This window comes from uncultured Merdimmobilis sp. (genome assembly GCF_902471145.1).
Classification (GTDB): domain Bacteria; phylum Bacillota; class Clostridia; order Oscillospirales; family Ruminococcaceae; genus Merdimmobilis; species Merdimmobilis hominis.
Map to the genome: position 1 here is coordinate 205437 of NZ_CABRJC010000001.1, position 18596 is coordinate 224032.

18 protein-coding genes are annotated in these 18596 nt (G+C 58.1%); 1 reads left to right on the forward strand and 17 read right to left on the reverse strand.

The features are described 5' to 3' along the window. The first annotated feature begins 40 nt into the window (after window positions 1-40). The gene (locus RDQ42_RS00970; protein WP_308588096.1) at window positions 41-1216 is read left to right on the forward strand and encodes a phosphoribosylaminoimidazolecarboxamide formyltransferase; all 1176 of its coding nucleotides are present in this window, start codon (window positions 41-43) and stop codon (window positions 1214-1216) included. 173 nt (window positions 1217-1389) lie between these two features. On the opposite strand, the gene RDQ42_RS00975 is transcribed toward RDQ42_RS00970, so the two are convergent. The 17 genes from RDQ42_RS00975 to RDQ42_RS01055 form a co-directional block, all read right to left on the reverse strand. Continuing rightward, complete coding sequence (locus tag RDQ42_RS00975; RefSeq protein ID WP_308588098.1) at window positions 1390-2178, reverse strand: TatD family hydrolase; 789 nt, start codon at window positions 2176-2178, stop codon at window positions 1390-1392. Window positions 2179-2191: 13 nt separating this feature from the next. Further along, window positions 2192-4153, reverse strand: a complete 1962-nt coding sequence (metG, locus tag RDQ42_RS00980) for a methionine--tRNA ligase (protein WP_195254294.1) — start codon at window positions 4151-4153, stop codon at window positions 2192-2194. Between the two features lie 260 nt (window positions 4154-4413). Further along, complete coding sequence (locus RDQ42_RS00985) at window positions 4414-5700, reverse strand: hemolysin family protein (protein WP_054331827.1); 1287 nt, start codon at window positions 5698-5700, stop codon at window positions 4414-4416. 240 nt (window positions 5701-5940) lie between these two features. Further along, window positions 5941-6168 carry a helix-turn-helix transcriptional regulator gene (locus RDQ42_RS00990; RefSeq protein ID WP_054331826.1) on the reverse strand — a complete coding sequence of 76 codons (228 nt, stop codon included), beginning with the start codon at window positions 6166-6168 and terminating at the stop codon, window positions 5941-5943. A gap of 13 nt (window positions 6169-6181) precedes the next feature. After that, entirely contained in the window at window positions 6182-6802 is a 621-nt protein-coding gene (locus tag RDQ42_RS00995) for a hypothetical protein (RefSeq protein WP_054331825.1), read from the reverse strand. 228 nt (window positions 6803-7030) lie between these two features. Beyond that, window positions 7031-9145, reverse strand: a complete 2115-nt coding sequence (locus RDQ42_RS01000; protein WP_308588101.1) for a polyribonucleotide nucleotidyltransferase — start codon at window positions 9143-9145, stop codon at window positions 7031-7033. 187 nt (window positions 9146-9332) lie between these two features. Then, window positions 9333-9599 carry a 30S ribosomal protein S15 gene (rpsO, locus tag RDQ42_RS01005; protein ID WP_054331824.1) on the reverse strand — a complete coding sequence of 89 codons (267 nt, stop codon included), beginning with the start codon at window positions 9597-9599 and terminating at the stop codon, window positions 9333-9335. 171 nt (window positions 9600-9770) lie between these two features. After that, entirely contained in the window at window positions 9771-10694 is a 924-nt protein-coding gene (ribF, locus tag RDQ42_RS01010) for a riboflavin biosynthesis protein RibF (protein WP_308588103.1), read from the reverse strand. A gap of 18 nt (window positions 10695-10712) precedes the next feature. Beyond that, on the reverse strand, window positions 10713-11633 hold the full coding sequence (gene truB / locus RDQ42_RS01015; RefSeq protein ID WP_308588105.1) for a tRNA pseudouridine(55) synthase TruB: 921 nt from the start codon (window positions 11631-11633) through the stop codon (window positions 10713-10715). Next, on the reverse strand, window positions 11623-12564 hold the full coding sequence (locus RDQ42_RS01020; protein ID WP_308588107.1) for a bifunctional oligoribonuclease/PAP phosphatase NrnA: 942 nt from the start codon (window positions 12562-12564) through the stop codon (window positions 11623-11625). The genes truB and RDQ42_RS01020 overlap by 11 nt, the downstream gene beginning before the upstream one ends. A 10-nt stretch (window positions 12565-12574) precedes the next feature. Further along, window positions 12575-12925 carry a 30S ribosome-binding factor RbfA gene (rbfA, locus tag RDQ42_RS01025; RefSeq protein ID WP_231358187.1) on the reverse strand — a complete coding sequence of 117 codons (351 nt, stop codon included), beginning with the start codon at window positions 12923-12925 and terminating at the stop codon, window positions 12575-12577. A 148-nt stretch (window positions 12926-13073) separates the two neighbouring features. After that, entirely contained in the window at window positions 13074-15524 is a 2451-nt protein-coding gene (infB, locus tag RDQ42_RS01030) for a translation initiation factor IF-2 (RefSeq protein WP_195254295.1), read from the reverse strand. Further along, a complete protein-coding gene (locus RDQ42_RS01035) occupies window positions 15521-15850 on the reverse strand; it encodes a ribosomal L7Ae/L30e/S12e/Gadd45 family protein (protein ID WP_054331816.1) in 330 nt (109 codons plus the stop codon). Before RDQ42_RS01035 ends, infB begins: the two co-directional genes overlap by 4 nt. Then, window positions 15843-16112: an RNase P modulator RnpM gene (gene rnpM, locus RDQ42_RS01040; protein ID WP_054331815.1), complete on the reverse strand. Its 270-nt coding sequence runs from the start codon at window positions 16110-16112 to the stop codon at window positions 15843-15845. The genes RDQ42_RS01035 and rnpM overlap by 8 nt, the downstream gene beginning before the upstream one ends. A 61-nt stretch (window positions 16113-16173) precedes the next feature. After that, window positions 16174-17226, reverse strand: coding sequence for a transcription termination factor NusA (nusA, locus tag RDQ42_RS01045; RefSeq protein WP_054331814.1), 1053 nt, complete (start codon window positions 17224-17226; stop codon window positions 16174-16176). Then, the gene (gene rimP / locus RDQ42_RS01050) at window positions 17226-17717 is read right to left on the reverse strand and encodes a ribosome maturation factor RimP (protein ID WP_308588109.1); all 492 of its coding nucleotides are present in this window, start codon (window positions 17715-17717) and stop codon (window positions 17226-17228) included. The genes nusA and rimP overlap by 1 nt, the downstream gene beginning before the upstream one ends. Window positions 17718-17919: 202 nt before the next feature. Beyond that, a complete protein-coding gene (locus RDQ42_RS01055) occupies window positions 17920-18459 on the reverse strand; it encodes a stage V sporulation T C-terminal domain-containing protein (protein WP_054331812.1) in 540 nt (179 codons plus the stop codon). Window positions 18460-18596 lie beyond the last annotated feature (137 nt).

An 18596-nucleotide genomic window follows, 5' to 3' on the forward strand; every position in this document is an offset into this window, starting at 1 on the left:
GATGGCCGGCTTTTTTGTCATCTGAAAGGAGATTTCCCCCATGAATGAACTCGCGCTGAAATACGGTTGCAACCCCAACCAACCGGAGGCCAAAATCCGCATGAAAGATGGCTCGGACCTGCCCATCACCGTGCTGAACGGCCGCCCTGGTTACATCAACCTGCTGGACGCTCTCAACAGCTGGCAGCTGGTCAAAGAACTGAAGGAGGCTACCGGCCTGCCCGCCGCTGCATCCTTTAAACATGTCAGCCCCGCCGGGGCCGCAGTGGCCGTCCCCATGAGCGATGTCCTCAAGAAGATTTACTTTGTGGACGACAAGCCCCTCTCCCCCTTAGCCACCGCCTATGCCCGGGCGAGGGGCGCTGACCGGATGTCCTCTTACGGGGACTTCGCCGCCCTCTCGGATGTCTGCGACAAGGAGACTGCCGCCCTCATCAACCGGGAGGTCTCCGATGGGGTCATCGCCCCCGGCTATACTGAGGAGGCCCTGGCCATCCTCAAAGCCAAACGCAAAGGCAGCTACACAGTGCTGCAAATCGACCCCAGCTATGTCCCCGCCCCGGTGGAGAGCAAGGACGTTTTCGGAATCACCTTTGAACAGCACCGCAACGACGCCAAAATCACCGCAGAGCTGCTCACCAACCTGGTCACCGAGAACAAGGAGATCCCCGATGAGGCCCGGCGGGATTTGATTGTCTCCCTCATCACCCTCAAGTACACCCAGTCCAATTCGGTCTGCTACGCCAAGGATGGCCAGGCCATCGGCGTGGGGGCCGGGCAGCAGTCCCGGGTCCACTGCACCCGCCTGGCTGGCAACAAGGCGGACAACTGGTTCCTGCGGCAGAACCCCAAGGTCCTCTCCCTGCCCTTCCGGCCTGGCATCCGCCGCGCCGACCGGGACAACGCCATCGACGTCTACATCTCCGATGAGTACATGGACCTGCTGGCCGACGGTATTTGGGAGAATACCTTCACCGAAAAACCGGCCGTCTTCACCAAGGAGGAAAAGGCCGCCTGGCTCTCCCAGCTCACCGGCGTTTCCCTGGGGTCCGACGCCTTCTTCCCCTTTGGGGACAACATCGAGCGGGCCCACAAGAGCGGCGTCTCCTACATCGCCCAGCCCGGTGGCTCGGTGCGGGATGACAACGTCATAGCCACCTGCGACAAGTACGGCATCGCCATGGCCTTTACCGGCGTCCGCCTGTTCCACCACTAAGCTAAAATCCCCCGTTCTTTCCAAAAGAAAGAACGGGGGATTTTCACAAATTGGAGCCGACCAAAGAAAATAAATATACAAAATGTACTATTATCGTTATATATTATCTAATTTCAGACCGGCTGAGGTAAATTTATAATTTTAGTTTTAAATAATACAATTTGTATTTCCAGTTATTCGCCCAAACCCTCCGGCAGAGGGATGTCAAAAAGCCGGCAGGCGTTGCGGCAGGTGGCGTCAGCCACCTCCTGGGCGGTGATCCCCTTGATGGCGGCGATGGCCTCGGCCATGCGGGGCAGCATAGTGGAATCGCACCGCTTGCCCCGGTAGGGCTCCGGGGCCATGTAGGGGCAATCGGTTTCAATGAGAAGGCGGTCCAGGGGGACAGACTCCACCACCTCCCGGATGCGGCGGGCGTTTTTAAAGGTGATGACCCCGGTGACCCCGATGTACATCCCCAGCCGCAGCACCTCTTTGGCGGTCTCCACCGAGCCGGAGAAACAGTGGACCACCCCTTTGGGCCGGTACTGGTTCAGCAGGCGCATGGTGTCCTCCACCGCCTCCCGGGAGTGGATGATCACCGGCATATCCAGTTCCCCAGCCAGCTGGAGCTGGACCTCAAAGGCGGGGATCTGCCGCTGGCGGGGGATGTCCTCATAGTGGTAATCCAAGCCAATTTCCCCAATGGCCTTGACCTTTTCCTCCCCGGCAAGTTCCCGCAGGAGGGCAAGGCTTTGAGGGGTGACCTCATCCGCCGCGTCTGGGTGGCAACCCACCGCCGAGTAGAGGAAGGGGTATTCCCTCCCCAAGGCGATGCCCGCCCGGCTGGCTTCTAAATTGCAGCCGGCGTTGAGCACCCGGCAAACCCCCGCAGCAGGGAACAAGGACAGAAGTTCCCCTCTGTCCTCGCAAAACCGTTCATCGTCATAATGGGCGTGGGAGTCGAAGATGTGATGAACCATTTCCCCAGCCCTCCTAGCGGACTTTGGAGCCGCAGGGGATGGCGCCATCCACAAATAGGACCTTGATTTCCTCGCCGCAGTCGGCCGCCAGGATCATCCCCTCAGAGGGGACACCCCGCAGTTTGGCGGGCTTCAGGTTGGCTACCAGCACCAGCTTTTTGCCGATCAAATCTTCTGGGGTGTAGAACTTGGCGATGCCAGATACCACTTGGCGGCCGCCCATACCGTCATCCAATTGGAGTTTCAGCAGCTTATCCGCCTTGGGAACTGGTTCGCAGGCGGTCACCTGGGCCACCCGCAGTTCCACCTTGGCAAAGTCGTCGATGTCGATGAGGGAAACCACCCCGGCCTCCTCTTTCTTCTCTGCCTTGGGAGCAGCAGCCTTTGCAGCGGCCTCCATTTTGGCTTTTCGGTCCGCTTCCAGCTCGGCCAGTTCTTTCGCCATATCAATGCGAGGGAACAGAGTCTCCCCTTTCTTCACAGTGACGTTGACTGGCAGCAGGCCAAAGATCCCGGCAGAAGCGTACTGGCTGATCTCCTCCCCAGCGCCGATCTGCTCAAAAATCTTGGGGGTGGTAGAGGGGATAAAGGGGGTCAGCAGGATGGCGCACACCCGGATGGTCTCCACCAGGTTGTACAGCACGGTGGCAAGGCGGGCCTTGTTGGCCTCATCCCGGCCCAGGACCCAGGGGGCGGTCTCGTCCACATATTTGTTGGCGCGGCTCACCACCTTGAACACCTCGATGAGGGCGTTCTGGAAAGCGTATTTCTCCATCTGCTCCTCATATTTGGCCTGAAGGCCACCCACCATGGCGATCAGCTCATCGTCCAGGGGATCAGCCTGGCGCTCCTCTGGCAGGGTGCCGCCGAAGTATTTCTCAATCATCGAAACGCTGCGGGAAACCAGGTTGCCCAGGTCGTTGGCCAGATCGGAGTTGATGCGGGTGATCAGCCCTTCGTTGGAGAACACACCATCCGACCCAAAGGGGAATTCCCGCAGGAGGAAGTAGCGGATAGCATCCACCCCATACCGCTGGCAGAGGACGACCGGATCCACCACATTGCCTTTGGATTTGCTCATCTTGCCGCCTTCCAGCAGCAGCCAGCCATGGCCGTACACCTTTTTGGGCAGGGGCAGGTCTAGGGCCATCAGCAGGGCGGGCCAGATGATGGAGTGGAACCGCATGATCTCCTTGCCCACAAAGTGGACGTCTGCGGGCCAGTATTTCTCAAAATCATCGTATTTGTCGTTCATGTAACCCAAAGCGGTGATGTAGTTAGAGAGGGCGTCCACCCAGACGTACACCACATGGGCGGGGTCAAAGTCCACCGGGACGCCCCATTTGAAGGAAGTCCGGGTGACACACAGGTCCTCCAGGCCGGGCTTAATGAAGTTGTTGATCATCTCGTTGAGGCGGGACTGGGGCTCCATGAAGTCGGGGTGCTCCTCATAGTACTCCACCAGCCGCTGGCTGTACTTGGACAGCCGGAAAAAGTAGGCTTCCTCTTCGGCGTCGTGGACTTCCCGGCCGCAGTCGGGGCATTTGCCGTCCACCAGCTGGCTCTCGGTCCAGAAGGATTCACAGGGGGTGCAGTATTTGCCCTTATAAGTGGATTTGTAGATGTCCCCTTGGTCATACAGCTTTTTAAAGATGCGCTGCACTGCCAGCTCGTGGTAATCGTCGGTGGTGCGGATAAACCGGTCGTTGGAAATGTTCATCAGCTTCCACAGATCCTGGATGCCGGCCACCACGTCATCTACATACTGTTTTGGGGTTTTGCCCACCGCCTTGGCTTTCTCCTCAATCTTCTGGCCGTGCTCGTCGGTTCCAGTGAGGAACATGACGTCATAACCCTGGAGGCGTTTATACCGGGCCATCACATCGGTGGCCACGGTGCAGTAGCTGTGGCCGATGTGCAGTTTATCCGATGGGTAATAAATTGGGGTGGTGATGTAAAACTTTTTATCGCTCATTGTTTCTCCTCCTCCTGTAGGGGCCGTTGATCCCGATGACAGCCCTATAGGTACCGTCAAAAAGACGGGTGATCTCATTGAAATATACTGTTTTATTATACCACCGTTTTTTCCCAAACTCAACCAATCGCCCCTCTCCCATCCGCTTTTTTCGCCCTTCCCCCGCCGTGGATATCCCATCAAATTAGACTTTTAGTATAAAAAATATATTATATACAAAAAGAGAGGCAACCGACACGGCTGTCTCTCTTTTTTCATTTCTATTTGCCATCCTGCTCTATCTCAGAAGGCCCCTCTTCCGGGGTGACCTCCACCAGCAGCTTGATGATCCGCTGGTTCTCCTGTTCCAAAACGGTGATGGTCAGATTTTTATATGTGAAGCTCTCCCCCACTTCGGGGATGTGCTCCAGCATCTCCATAGCCCAGCCGCTTATGGTGTTGTAATCGCTGTCAAAGGAGCGGTCATCCACCCCCAGTTGTTCAAACATCTCATAGACGTTCATGTCGCCGGTGACTTCATAGCGGTTTTCGCCCACCTGGACCAGTTCTTGAACCTCTTCCTCATCTTCATCCCAAATATCGCCCACCAGTTCTTCCAGCAGGTCTTCCATGGTGACAATACCCATGGTGCCGCCGTAATCATCGGTGACCACAGCAATGTGGACTTTGTTGCGTTTAAAATCCGACAGCAAGGTGGAAATCTTCTTGGTCTTGTGTACAAAGAGGGGGTCGCTGAGAAGGCGGCGCAGGTCGATCTCCCCGCCCCGGATGATGCTTTCCAGCAGGTCGCGGGCCTGGAGGATGCCGATGATGTTGTCGGTGCTGCCCTGGTACACCGGGATTCGGGTGTAACGGGACTCCATCACCGTTTTGATGGTCTCCTCAATGGGGTCATCGATGTCCACCGCGATCATATCCACACGGGGGGTAATAACCTCCTGGGCATCGATTTCATCAAATTCCAAAGCAGATTGGACCAGGTCGCTCTCCTGTTCTTCCAGCACCCCTTCGCCCTCAATGGTTTCGATAATCACCTTCAGTTCCTGCTCGGTCACCGAGGGGCTGTTGTCCCCCGATCCGGTGAAGCGGGCCATCATGCCTTTGAGTTTTACAAAAAACCACACAAAGGGTTTTAGCACCGTCATCAGCATGCCCAGAGGGGCAGCAAAGCGCAAAGCCAAGGCTTCGCTGTTCTCCTTGGCATAGCTTTTGGGAAGGATCTCACCAAAAATCAGCACCAGCACAGTCATCACTGCTGTGGAAATTGCCGCGCCAGACGCGCCAAACAAATTTGTGAACAAGATGGTGGCGATGGCTGTGGAGGCGATGTTCACCACATTGTTGCCGATGAGAATGGTGGAAAGGACATTGTCATAGTCCTCGGCGATTTCCAAGGCTCGCTGCGCCTTGGTGCTGCCGCCGTCCACATAGTTGCGCAGGCGTATTTTGTTGACGGTGGAAAATGCGGTTTCCGAAGCGGAAAAGAATGCGGATAGAAGGATCAACACCACGATGGATGCGAACATGACCCAACTGCTACTGTCCAAACTGTCTCAACTCCAATTTCATTTACTGTATTTTTAGGCTTGTTAGTTACTAATTGTATCAGAAACCCGGCGTTCCCTCAATGGGTCAAAAGGGTGGTTTCCACCGATTTTTTCCCTTTCTCAGGGGTTTTTGCCCAAGGTGACCCTCGCTCAAATCCTGCCGCCCGCTAGGTCGCCCGCACAAGCCCGCTTCCAATTTCACTTTTCCCCCTTCCCAACAAAACATGAAAAGGGGACCGACTATTTGCCCATCTCTTCCGGGTCGTCGGGCTGATATTCCAGGATATCCCCCGGCTGGCAATCAAGCACCCGGCAGATGGCGTTCAGAGTGGAAAACCGGATGGCGCTGATTTTTCCCGTCTTGATATTGGAGAGGTTGACGTTGCTGATGCCCACCTGTTCTGCCAACTGGTTGAGAGAAATTTTCCGGTCGGCCATCACACGGTCCAATCGCAGGATAATTGCCATAGCCCCGCCCCCTTTATAACGTCTCGTCCGCCTGGAGCTGTAACTCTATCCCGTATTCAAAGATCAGCCCCACCCCATAGAGGGCCAGGCCCATCAACGGCAGCAACAGATAAAAATAACCACGGGGCGAACCGCCAAGGGTGATTTCCAACTGAAAGGGGACGCCGTACATCATCGACAGGGCATAGCTGTTTGTGATGTTGAACACTGGTGCAATAAGAGCGGTGGAAATGCCCATCCGTTTCAGCCGCTTGGCGGTCGGGATGGAAAATGGGGTATATTCTTCCCCTGCGGCATCCTGGAAAATTTTGACTAAGCAATGGATGGAGTAGGCGGCCAACCCATTAATGCTGGTGGAAACCACAATGGCAGAAAGGGTTTCCCCTCGGACGCTAAACTCATCCGGCAAGGGAGCGGGCAGTGGCCCATATCGGGTAGAGCTGTTCTTTAAGCCATAGTAGACCGTCCCCTCCCCGGCCGGGAACACCCCGAAATCCTCTTCCGAAGAGACAGCGCAGTACAAAAGGCCGATCATCCCGCTTAGAACCGACAGCCACAACAGGATGCTGGCCGCTTTGATCACCAGGCCCACCAGTTTGCTGTATTTGCGAAAGCGTTCAATTTTTAGGTTCATTCCAATCCCCCCCATCTAGTTTCTGCCTTCAGTATAACAAGGAATATACTGTTTTTCAATATATTTTTAATGTTTATCGTTAAATATTTCTCGTTTTACAGTATTTCCCCGTTTTTCTTTCATAATCGCGTCCAGGTTCTCGAGCTTAAGTCTTCTTCTCTACCCGTTTTCCCCCTTTTCAACAAAACAAAAAAGCGGAGGGCAGTGCCCTCCGCTTAAAAACAGGGATTATTCAGATTTCCGTTTGGCTTCCACGGCAGCCAGCGCATCCTTGCGGGACAGGTTGATCCGGCCCTGGGAATCGATCTCAGTGACCTTGACCAGGATCTCGTCACCGACGGTGACTACATCCTCTACCTTCTCCACCCGTTTGGTATCCAGCTTGGAAATATGAACCAAGCCCTCCTTGCCAGGGGCGATCTCCACAAAGGCGCCAAAGGCCATCAGGCGGGTGACACGGCCCTTGTAGATGGCGCCCACCTCAGGGTCCATGGCGATGGTCTTGATGATCTGGATGGCCCGTTTTGCCCCTTCAATATCAACGGAGGAGACAAAGACGCTGCCGTCGTCCTCAATGTCGATCTTGACGCCACACTCCGCGCTGATCTTCTGGATGACCTTGCCGCCGGAACCGATAACTTCACGGATCTTATCGGGATGGATCTTGATGGTCAGCATCTTGGGCGCGTATTTGGAAAGCTCCGCTCTGGGGGCGGGGATGGCTTTGAGCATGATGTCGTCCAGGATGTGGATCCGGGCGGCGCGGGTCTTTTCAAAGGCCTCTTTGATGATGTCATAGGTCAGGCCGTCGTTTTTGATATCCACCTGGATGGCGGTAATGCCTTTATGGGTGCCGCCCACTTTAAAGTCCATGTCGCCGAAGAAATCCTCCAGGCCCTGGATATCCACCATGGTCATCCAGCGGTCGCCCTCGGTGATCAAGCCGCAGGAGATACCGGCCACCGGGGCTTTCAGGGGAACGCCAGCGTCCATCAGAGACAGGGTGGAACCGCAGATAGAACCTTGGGAGGTGGAGCCGTTGGAGGACAGAACCTCAGAGACCACGCGCAGGGCGTAGGGGAACTCCTCCACCGAGGGGAGCACCGGCACCAGAGCCTTCTCCGCCAGGGCGCCGTGGCCAATTTCCCGGCGGCCGGGGCCTCTGGAAGGACGGGTCTCACCCACCGAGTAGGAGGGGAAGTTGTACTGGTGCATATACCGTTTGGTTTCCTCGTTGTCAATGCCATCCAGCAGCTGGCTGTCGCTGATGGGGCCCAGGGTGGTGATGGTCAGCACCTGGGTCTGGCCGCGGGTGAACAGGCCGGAGCCGTGGACGCGGGGGATCAGTCCAACTTCAGCCGCCAAGGGGCGGATCTCATCCAGGCCGCGGCCGTCGACCCGCTTGCCCTCGTCCAGGAGCCAGCGGCGGACGACGAATTTCTGCAATTTGTAGATGCACTCGTCGATCTTGGCGATCTCCTCAGGGTAAACCTCGTCGAATTTCTCGTGGATCTCCGCCACAACGGGAGCTAGGCGCTCCTCGCGGATGTTTTTGTCGTCGGTGTCCAGGGCGGCCTTTACCTTGTCGATGGCGAAGTCCTTAATGGCCTCGAACATCTCGGCAGGCACTTCCTGGGAGACGAAGTTGATCTTGGGTTTGCCAATCTTAGACTGCACATCCTTCAGGAAAGCGCACATCTTCTGGATTTCCTTGTGGCCGGTGATGATGGCCTCCAACATGGTGTCCTCGGGGACCTCATTGGCGCCGCACTCGATCATGCAGACCTTCTCCGCGGTGCCGGCGACGGTCAGGTTGAGGGTGGATTTCTCCCGCTCCTCAGCGTTGGGGTTGAGGACGATCTTATCGTCCACCAGGCCCACGCTGACACCGGCCACCGGCCCGTTCCACGGGATGTCGGAGATGGACAGGGCGAAGGCGGTGCCCATCAGGCCAGCGATCTCAGGGGAGTAATCGGGGTCGACCGACAAAACGGTCATCACTACCGACACATCGTTGCGCAGGTCGTGGGGGAAGAAGGGGCGGATGGGGCGGTCCACCATCCGGGAGGTGAGGACGGCCTTCTCGCTGGGGCGGCCCTCCCGTTTCAAGAAGGAGCCGGGGATCTTGCCCACGGCGTACAGCTTCTCTTCAAAATCCACCGAGAGGGGGAAGAAATCGATGCCGTCCCGGGGTTTGGCCGCCATAGTGGCGTTGACCAGCACCGTGGTCTCACCGTAGCGGACCAAGCAGGAACCGCCGGCCAGGCAGCACATTTTGCCGGTTTCAAAGCTGATCTTTTTGCCGGCGAACTCGGTTTCAAATACGTGGTAGTTTTCAAACATGCGGGTGTTTCCTCCTTGTTGATTGGGCCGGCCCCACCCGGGATGCTTTTAGCAATTAACCCAGCGCTTGACTGTGCTTTCAAGCCCTCGATTCACTGCTAAAACCCCCGTATGGATTCCGGCGGATTCCAGTTGCTAAACGCAGTGAAAGGCAGGTGCCAAAACACCTGCCTTTTTGCGCAAAAACTTACTTACGAAGGCCCAGTTTAGCGACGATGGCACGGTACCGCTCAATGTCCTTCTTCTGGAGGTAGTTGAGCAGGTTTCTTCTGTGGCCGACCATCTTCAACAGGCCGCGGCGGGAATGATGGTCCTTTTTGTGGACCTTCACATGCTCGGTCAGGTCGTTGATTCTCTTGGTGAGCAGAGCGATCTGGACCTCAGGGGAACCGGTGTCATTCTCGCTGGTGCGGTTAGCTTCGATAATTGCGGTTTTGTCTTCTTTCAGCAGCATTGGTATCACCTCAAATTAAATTTACGACTCAAATCATAGCAACGGGACGGGTGATCCCTCATCAAGAGGCATTTTCTCCACAAAGCCAAGAAATGGTCATATCAAGAAAAGATTATAGCATATTGAGAATGTGTTGTAAAGGCTTTTCCCCGCTCCCGCAGGAAAAAACAGCTACAGGGCCTCCCGGCAGATCTCCCCTGCCTGGCGGGCGTTTTCCCGGATGGTGTCAAACAGTTCTTCCAGAGAGGGGAACTTCTGCTCCCCCCGGATGAAGCGGTGGAACTCCACCGTCAGGTTCTGGCCGTACAAGTCGCCGGAAAAGCCGTTGAGCAGCGTCTCACAGAGAACTTCCTCGCTGCCCACCGTAGGCTTGACCCCCACATTGGCAGCACCGGTGTATCGCCTGCCGTCGGGCAGGGTGACCACCACGGCGTACACCCCGAATTTTGGGATGGTCATCCCTATGGGGAACCGCTGGTTGGTGGTGGGGCAGCCCATGGCGCGGCCCAGCTGCCGGCCGTGGATCACTTCCCCTTCTATGGCGAAGGGGCGGCCCAACAGACGGTCCACCGCCTCCACCTCCCCTTCCCGCAGCGCCCGGCGGATGCGGGTGGAACTGATGGGCTCCCCTTCCTCCAGCACCGGGGGGACCAGCTGGACCTCTACGCCCAAGGGGGCGCAGATCTCCTGGAGATCCCGGGCAGAACCGGCGGCGTCCTTCCCAAAGTGGAAGTCCTCCCCGCAGGCGATAAATTTGGCGTTCATCTTCTCCACCAAGATCTGGGTGACAAAGTCCTGAGGACTCATCCCCCGGAAGCAGGAAAAATCCGGGGTGATGACCCACTCCACCCCCAACCGTTCCAGGGTTTTTTCCTTCTGGGCCTCGGTTTGCAGCAGGCTGAAATCCCGTTTGGATTCTGGCGCACCGCCTATGGTGGTGAAGGTGAAAACGCAGGGGATCAAACCCGCCCCCCTTTGGGCAACTGCTGCCCCAATCACCGCCTGGTGCCCTCGGTGGACCCCGTCAAACAGCCCCAAGGCGATGGCCGACGGCCCGGCGGGGAGGTTTTCCTCCAAAGATTCTGTTGTAATCAAAGGCTGTCCCTCCCTTAACTATGCCAGCGCAAATAAACTCTTGGTTTCCAAAAGGCCGGTCTCCCGGTTAACGGCGGAGACCCCCAAAAAGATGCCCCCTGGCCCGTAGACCGCGATGTCCCCCTCCACATGGGAACAACGGGTCTTTTTCGGGTCCAGCTTCACCCCGTTTTGGTACATCTTCGCCTGTTTTTCGCTCAAATCCACCCGGTATAAAGAGGCGAACGCCTTCTCCACCGGCAGCACCCGGCTGGCCAGCTCCCGGTCGGCCAGCAGTTCTTCCGCCTGCTCCAAGGTGATGCAGTCCGCCTCGGTGAACCCGGCTGCCATGGTGCGCCGCAGCTTGGTCAGGGTGGCGCCGCAGCCCAGCTTCTCCCCCAAATCGTGGCAGAGGGTGCGGATGTAGGTCCCTTTGGCGCAGAGGACGTCGATGGCATACTCCCCCGTCTCCGGGCTCTCCTCCAACAGGTCGATGGAGAGGATGGAGACCTCCCGGGGCTCCCGCTCCACCTCGATGCCCTGGCGGGCTAGGTCGTAGAGCCGCTGTCCCCCCACCTGTACAGCGGAGTACATGGGCGGCAGCTGGAGGATGTCCCCCACAAAGCCCTGGAGGGCCTGCCGAACCTCTTGGGCAGAGGCGGTCACCGGCCGCGCCCTTACCACTTTTCCAGTGATATCCTGGGTGTCGGTGGTGATCCCCAGCCGGAAGGAGGCTCGGTAGCGCTTGTTCTGATCCGGCAGGATGGCGCAGGCCTTGGTGGCCCGCCCCAAAAACAGGGGCAGAACCCCAGTGGCCATAGGGTCAAGGGTGCCGGCGTGTCCAATTTTTTTAGTGCGGCAGATGCCCCGCATCCGGGCCACTACATCAAAGGAGGTGTAGTTTTCCGGCTTGTCTATGCAGATGATACCGCACAGGTTCATGGTGTCATTACAGGTCATGGGATAGGGCCTCCAGCACAGTTTGTTTTGCTTGTTCCAAAGGGCAGCGCAGGGTGCATCCCGCAGCGCGGGAATGGCCGCCGCCCCCCATCCTCCGGCAGACCTCGCTAGCATCGATGGGTTCGCCGGTCCGCAGGGAGAGCCGCCAGATGCCGTCCGGCTGTTCCCGGAATGCGGCGCCGGCCACAACCCCCTCCACCCGGCGGGGAATGGAGGAAACCCCTTCCAGGTCCTCCTCCAACGCGCCGGACTTTTGCAGCATCTCCTGGGTGACGGTGATAAAAGCACAGCGGCCGCCAAAGTGGTATTCCAGGGTTCCCTCCGCCAGCCGCTTCAATTCCATGCTAGCCTTGGTCTTTGTCTCAAACAGCCACTTGTTGATAGCCCCCACATCTGCCCCCAGCTCCATCAGCTGGGCCGCGATGCGATGGGTGCGGGCGGTGGTGTTGCTGTACCGGAAGCAGCCAGTGTCGGTGGCCATGCCGGTGTACAGACAGCCCGCAATAGCCGGAGTGATTGCCGCCCCCATCTCCCCCAGCAGCAGGAAGAGGATTTCACAGGCCGCCGCCGAATCCCCTTCCAGCAGCAGGCTTTTGGCATACCCGGTGTTGGAGGGGTGATGGTCGATGCACAGGTCTACCCGGTCGCCATAGGAGGAAAGGCCGCCCAAGAGGGCTGCGTCCGCCACATCCACCGCAACGACAAACTGCGGGGAAAAGTCCAGGGAGGGAACCCCCTGGGCCAAGTATTGATACCTGCGGGGAAGAGGGTCGCTGCACAGAACCCTGGCCCGTTTGCCTAGGCCCAGGAGGGCCAGGCAGAGGGCGTAGCCACAGCCCAGGGTGTCCCCATCGGGGCTGCGGTGACAGAGGATGGCAATATCCTCACTTGCGGTCAGAAGGCCCGCTGCCTTTGCGTAGTCGGTCAGCATGGCGGCCTCCTTATTTCTTTTCATCAGCCAGGTTGCCCAGAATCCGGGCGATGTCCGCGCTGTGGGCGATGGAGTCATCCGCCACAAACTGGAACGCCGGGCTGCGGCGCATCTCCAGCCGGTTGTTGATCTCCCGGCGGATAAAGCCAGCTGCACTGTTGAGGCCCTTTACTGCGGTTTTGGCGTTCTCCATCCCTTCCATGGAGGAGATATACACCTTGCAGTAGGATAGATCGCTGGAAAGGTCGATCTTTACGATGCTTAAAAGGCCGGTAATCCGGGGGTCTTTCAGGGAGCGCATGATGTCGGTCAATTCCCGGTGGATGTCTTCCGACAGGCGGGAAACGCGAAACGAAGCCATGTTGTTGCCTCCTTTTGCCAGAAAGCACAACTTCCCACCGCGCAGGCGGCGGGAAGCGGGTGCAGTCGGGTTGTCCTATTTGCTCAGCTGCCGCCCCGCCCTCCCTACTGAAGAGGGGACAACAGCACGGTTGTATTGTTCCAAAGGGCTAGTCGCGGTATTCCTCCACAATGTATGCTTCGAACACGTCGCCTTCCTTGATGTCGCTGTATTTCTCCAAGGTCATGCCGCACTCAAAGCCTCTTGCCACCTCTTTGGCATCGTCTTTGAAGCGTTTGAGGCTGGAGAGCTTGTCGTCGGCGATGATGATGCCGTCCCGCACCACCCGGATGTTGGCGGAGCGGGTGATTTTACCCTCCACCACATAACAGCCGGCCACAGTGCCCACATTGCTGATCTTGTACACCTGGCGCACTTCGGCGCGGCCCAGGTCCACGTCCCGGTATTTGGGAGCCAGCATGCCCTTGAGGGCGGACTGCACATCCTCGATGGCGTCGTAGATGATGCGGTACAGGCGGATCTCCACCCCATCCCGCTCGGCGTTGTCCCGGGCGACAGGGTCGGGCCGGACGTTGAAGCCGATGATGATGGCGCCGGATGCGGTGGCCAGCATCACGTCGGACTCGCTGACTGCGCCCACCGCGCCGTGGATGACCCGTACCCGGACCTCGTCGTTGGAGAGTTTTTCCAGGGATTGTTTCACCGCCTCCACCGAACCTTGGACGTCGGCCTTGACAATGATGGGCAGCTCCTTCATCTCCCCTTCGGAGATCTGGCTGAACAGGTTGTCGAGGGTGACCTTCTGGTAAGCCTTGAAGACCTCTTCCTTGGCCTCGGTGCGGCGCTTCTCCACCAGCTCTTTGGCCAGGCGCTCATCCTCAACGGCATTGAAGATATCGCCGGCAGAGGGGACTTCCGCCAAGCCGGTGATCTCCACAGGGGTGGAGGGTCCGGCGGACTGGACCCGCTGCCCCTTGTCGTTGAGCATCACCCGGACCTTGCCCAGGGAGGTGCCCGCAATGACGATGTCGCCGGTGTGCAGGGTGCCGTTCTGGACCAGGATGGTGGCCACAGGGCCGCGGCCTTTGTCCAGTTTGGCCTCGATGACTGCGCCCTTGGCCAGGCGGTCGGGGTTGGCCCGCAGCTCCTGGACTTCGGCCACCAGCTGAATATTCTCCAGCAGGTTGTTGACCCCTTCGCCGGTCTTGGCAGAAAGGGGAACGCAGATCACATCGCCGCCCCACTCCTCGGGCACCAGGCCGTACTCGGTCAGCTCCTGTTTCACCTTGTCAGGGTTGGCGGTGGGTTTATCGATTTTGTTGATGGCCACAATGATCGGCACCTCGGCCGCCTTGGCGTGGTTGATGGCCTCCACCGTCTGGGGCATGATGCCGTCGTCGGCGGCCACCACCAACACCGCGATGTCGGTGACCTGGGCGCCGCGGGCCCGCATGGAGGTAAAGGCCGCATGGCCGGGGGTATCCAAGAAGGTGATGGGCTCGCCGTTCACCTGAACCTGGTAAGCGCCGATGTGCTGGGTGATGCCGCCGGCCTCGCCGCTGGTGACGTTGGTGTTGCGGATGGCATCCAAAAGGGAGGTCTTGCCGTGGTCGACGTGGCCCATGACCACCACGATGGGGCAGCGGGGCTGGAGGTTCTCTTCCGAGTCTTCCTCTTCCACAAACAACCGGTCCTCAATGGTGACCACCACTTCCTTTTCCACCTTGGCGCCGATTTCCATGGCCACCAGGGCGGCGGTGTCGTAGTCGATCACCTGGGAGACCGAAGCCATGACGCCTACCCCCATCAGCCGTTTGACAATCTCAGCGGCGGTGACTTTCAGGCGCAGGGCCAGGTCGCCGACGGTGATCTCATCGGGGATGGTGATCTCCAGTTTCTGGCGGCGCTGCCGCTCCAGTTCCAGGCGGCGGAGTTTCTCTTCCTCCTTCTGTTTGCGGCTCAGCACCGGCTTGCCCCGCTGGGCAGAGCGCTGGTTGATCTTCTGTTTTTTGACGCCGGTATCCTTCTGGGCCACCAGGTTGGTGGGGGCAATCTGCTCATACCGCTCGTTGTATTTGTCCAAATCCACATGGCTCGCCCGCATGTCGACATGGCGCACACCGGTGCCATCGTCAGTCCGTTTGGAGGGATCGGGAGCGGGGCGGGCAGGTGCCGCAGGACGGGGAGCTGGCCGGCCCTGCTGCTGGCGGGGCTGGCTCCCCCCCTGGGGACGGGGGCCACGGTCGCCCTGAGGGCGCTGTTGGCCGCCGCGGGGCTGCTGGGAATTCCCCTGGGGCCGCTGGCCTTGGGGACGCTGGCCCTGCTGGGCGGGGCGGCCTTCCCCGGCGGGCTTCTCCTCGCCCTTCGGGGCGGCAGCCTGCTGGGGCCGGGCTTTTTCACCTAGTTTAAAATAGGTTTCAAAGCTCCGTACTTCCTTTTGCTTGGTGTAGTGGTCAAACACGATGTCCAGCTCTTCCTCGGTCAGTGCGGTCATGTGTTTTTTGGGGCTGTCGGTATTTTGGGTCAAAAGATCTGCTACCTCTTTGCTGGGTACATTCAGATCTTTTGCCACTTCATGTACGCGGTATTTATCCATCATAAGCACTCGTCCTCCTTGTCTTGGTGGTCAATCAATCCACACAGCTTGCCGGCCAAACCCTGGTCGCTTACCGCCAGTACGCCGGCCCGTTTGTTTACGAACTGCCAAATCTCATCCATGGTGCTGGGGATGGGGAGCACCCGCACCCCGCCCTTTTGAGCGGCAAGTTCCACCTCTTTTTGGGTCTTTGGGGAAAGATCGCTGGCGATGATTACCACCTTGGCCTCTCCTGACAGAATGGCCTCCCCCACGACGTCAAAGCCCAATAGCAGCTTGCCGGCCCGTTTGCACAGGCTGATGGTGGAAAGAATCCTGTTGTTATTCACCTTTTTGCATTTCCTCCTCCATGCGGTCGTATACCTCTTCGGGAATCTGGCAGGAGAAAGCGCGCTCCAGGCGGCGGGCCTTTCGCGCCTTTTTCAGACAGTCAACATTCCGGCAGACGTATGCGCCCCTGCCGGACTTTTTGCCCGTCAAGTCCAGGGAAATCTCCCCTTCGGGGCTTTTTACCACCCGCACCAGCTCTTTCTTGGGCTTTTGCTCGCCGCAGCCGGTGCACATTCTGACCGGGATCTTCCGATTTTGCACGTCAACCATCCTTTCCTACAGGGTTGTATGAAAACGCCCTTATAGGGCGGAATCAGCGGGTTTATTCCTCGCCGTAGAAGCCGCTTTCCGGCCGGATGTCGATCTTCCAGCCGGTGAGGCGGGCGGCCAGGCGGGCGTTCTGGCCCTTGTTGCCGATGGCCAGGGAGAGCTGGTTATCCGGCACAGTGACCTTGCAGCTCTTGGGGGACTCCTCCTCGATGTCCACACCCAGCACCTCGGCTGGGGAGAGGGCGGCGGAGATAAATTCCGCCGGGTCTTCGGAGTATTTGATCACGTCGATCTTCTCCCCACCCAATTCATCCACAATGCTGGAGACCCGGGCGCCTTTGGGGCCGATGCAGGCGCCGACCGCATCCACGTTGGGGTCTTTGGAGTAAACGGCGATTTTAGTGCGGCTCCCCGCCTCCCGGCTGATGGCCTTGATCTCCACGGTGCCGTCGTAGATCTCGGGCACCTGCATTTCAAACAGCCGTTTAACCAGCCCAGGATGGGTGCGGGAGATCATCATCCGGGGGCCTTTTTCCCCGTTGGAGACATCCACCACATATACTTTAATCCGGTCGCCGTCGTTGTATTCCTCCCCGGGGACCTGTTCCGCTTTGGGGAGGATGGCTTCGTTCTTGCCGATCTCCAGGGTGACGCTGCCTTTTTTGAGGTCGTGGCGCAGCACGGTGGCGGTGACGATGTCATACTGCCGGTTCTGGAACTCGGCCAACAGCTGGCCCCGCTCCGCCTCCCGAATGCCCTGGCGAATGACGTGTTTGGCGGCCTGGGCGGCAATGCGCCCGAATTCCTTGGTCTCCAAGGGGATTTCCACCACTTCGCCAACCATGGCGTGCTTGTTGTATTTGGCAGCGTCGGCCATCAGGATCTCGGTGGTGGGGTCTTCAATATCTTCCACCACCGTTTTGCGGACCGCCACATAGAAGCGCTGGTTCGCCGGGTCAATTTCCACCACATTGTCCTCGCTGCCGCCCATGTCCCGCTTGACTGCGATGGAGATCGCACCGGCAATCTTCTCGATCAAATACTCCATGGGGATGCCTTTTTCCTTCTCCAAAAGGGCGAGGGCCTCGAAAAATTCGCTGTTCATTACTCTTCTCCTCCGGTTGTAAAGTCGTCATACAATCTGACAAAAGCAGCTTCGCTTTTGTCAAAGGTCATTTCCACATCGTCTTCCAGGAGGACGGTGATTTTGCCATCCTCATAGGCGGTGAGTTCCCCCACAAAATCCCGGACGCCCTCTACAGGGCGGATTAACCGCACGCTGACTGGGGCGCCGATGTACCGGGCAAAATGCCAGTCTTTCACCAACGCCCGTTCGATGCCGGGGCTGGAGACCTCTAAGTAATAGCTCTGGCTGATGGGGTCGGCCTCGTCCAAAATGTCGCTCATCCGGCGGCTGAACGCCTCGCAGTCGTCGATGGTGACGCCCCCCTCTTTTTCGATAAAATACCGAAGGTACCAGGAGCTTCCTTCCTTTTCATACCGGACGTCCCACAGCATGAGGCCCATCTCCTCAATCACCGGCTCGGCCAGCTGGGTGGCGACGGCCACTGTGTTTGGTTTTTTACTGCCTGCCATTGTATCCTCCTCATGGCGTCCCCCAAGGGGACCCCCGCAATTTTGCCCTACATAAACGAAAGAGCGGGAATCGTTTCCCACTCTTTCGTCTTGCGTACTATATATATAATTTACCACAACTCCGCCCAACATTCAAGTCTTTCTTTCGGATTTTAGGCTTAAAAAGGCGCAAAATCCCGTATTTATTGGATAGAGAGGGGAATTATTCCTCCATCTGCTTGCCCAGAAAGGCCGCCGCCGCTGCAATCAGCTTGACCTCGGTGTCACCGGCAGGGCCTCCACCCTCCCCGGCCAGCAGCAGGATAGAGCCGCACACATCGCCCGCCGCCACGATGGGGGCTGCTACCATGGCGTACCGGTCCACCCCCTCCACCGGCTGGATCCGGCGGCCGTCATCGGTGAAGGCAAAGCTTCTGCGGTGTTCCATCACCTCTTCCAAGGCGGGGGAAACCCGGCGCTCCAGCAGCTCCTTTTTAGGGATGCCCGCAACGGCGATCACATGATCCCGGTCGCAGACCACCACTGGCAGGCCAGAGGTTTTATACAGCACATCGGCGTACTGGGCAGCAAAGATGCCCAATTCCCCGATGGGGGAGTATTTTTTAAAGATCACTTCTCCGTCGTTGTCGGTGTAAATTTCCAAGGGGTCGCCTTCCCGGATGCGCATGGTGCGCCGGATTTCTTTGGGGATGACCACACGGCCCAGATCGTCGATTCTTCTCACAATTCCCGTAGCTTTCATCTATGATATACCTCCTGTATTGACTAATCCATCGTTCGCGCCGAACTATTCCTATTATTTACAACGCCCAAAGGATTATGCCGCCAAAACCCGAAAAAAACGGAAATTCCGCCGGGCCCACACAAGGGAATTTTTGC

Bases quoted from the DNA above. Each gene is read 5' to 3' on its own strand.
- metG (WP_195254294.1), bottom strand. From the start codon at position 4,153: ATGAGCGATAAAAAGTTTTACATCACCACCCCAATTTATTACCCATCG.
- RDQ42_RS00995 (WP_054331825.1), bottom strand. From the start codon at position 6,802: ATGAACCTAAAAATTGAACGCTTTCGCAAATACAGCAAACTGGTGGGC.
- RDQ42_RS00990 (WP_054331826.1), bottom strand. From the start codon at position 6,168: ATGGCAATTATCCTGCGATTGGACCGTGTGATGGCCGACCGGAAAATT.
- RDQ42_RS01055 (WP_054331812.1), bottom strand. From the start codon at position 18,459: ATGAAAGCTACGGGAATTGTGAGAAGAATCGACGATCTGGGCCGTGTG.
- rbfA (WP_231358187.1), bottom strand. From the start codon at position 12,925: ATGGCTTCGTTTCGCGTTTCCCGCCTGTCGGAAGACATCCACCGGGAA.
- rimP (WP_308588109.1), bottom strand. From the start codon at position 17,717: ATGGCAGGCAGTAAAAAACCAAACACAGTGGCCGTCGCCACCCAGCTG.
- infB (WP_195254295.1), bottom strand. From the start codon at position 15,524: ATGATGGATAAATACCGCGTACATGAAGTGGCAAAAGATCTGAATGTA.
- truB (WP_308588105.1), bottom strand. From the start codon at position 11,633: ATGACCTGTAATGACACCATGAACCTGTGCGGTATCATCTGCATAGAC.
- nusA (WP_054331814.1), bottom strand. From the start codon at position 17,226: ATGAACAGCGAATTTTTCGAGGCCCTCGCCCTTTTGGAGAAGGAAAAA.
- RDQ42_RS01020 (WP_308588107.1), bottom strand. From the start codon at position 12,564: ATGCTGACCGACTACGCAAAGGCAGCGGGCCTTCTGACCGCAAGTGAG.
- RDQ42_RS00970 (WP_308588096.1), top strand. From the start codon at position 41: ATGAATGAACTCGCGCTGAAATACGGTTGCAACCCCAACCAACCGGAG.
- rpsO (WP_054331824.1), bottom strand. From the start codon at position 9,599: ATGCTGCTGAAAGAAGACAAAACCGCAATTATCGAAGCTAACCGCACC.
- RDQ42_RS01000 (WP_308588101.1), bottom strand. From the start codon at position 9,145: ATGTTTGAAAACTACCACGTATTTGAAACCGAGTTCGCCGGCAAAAAG.
- RDQ42_RS00975 (WP_308588098.1), bottom strand. From the start codon at position 2,178: ATGGTTCATCACATCTTCGACTCCCACGCCCATTATGACGATGAACGG.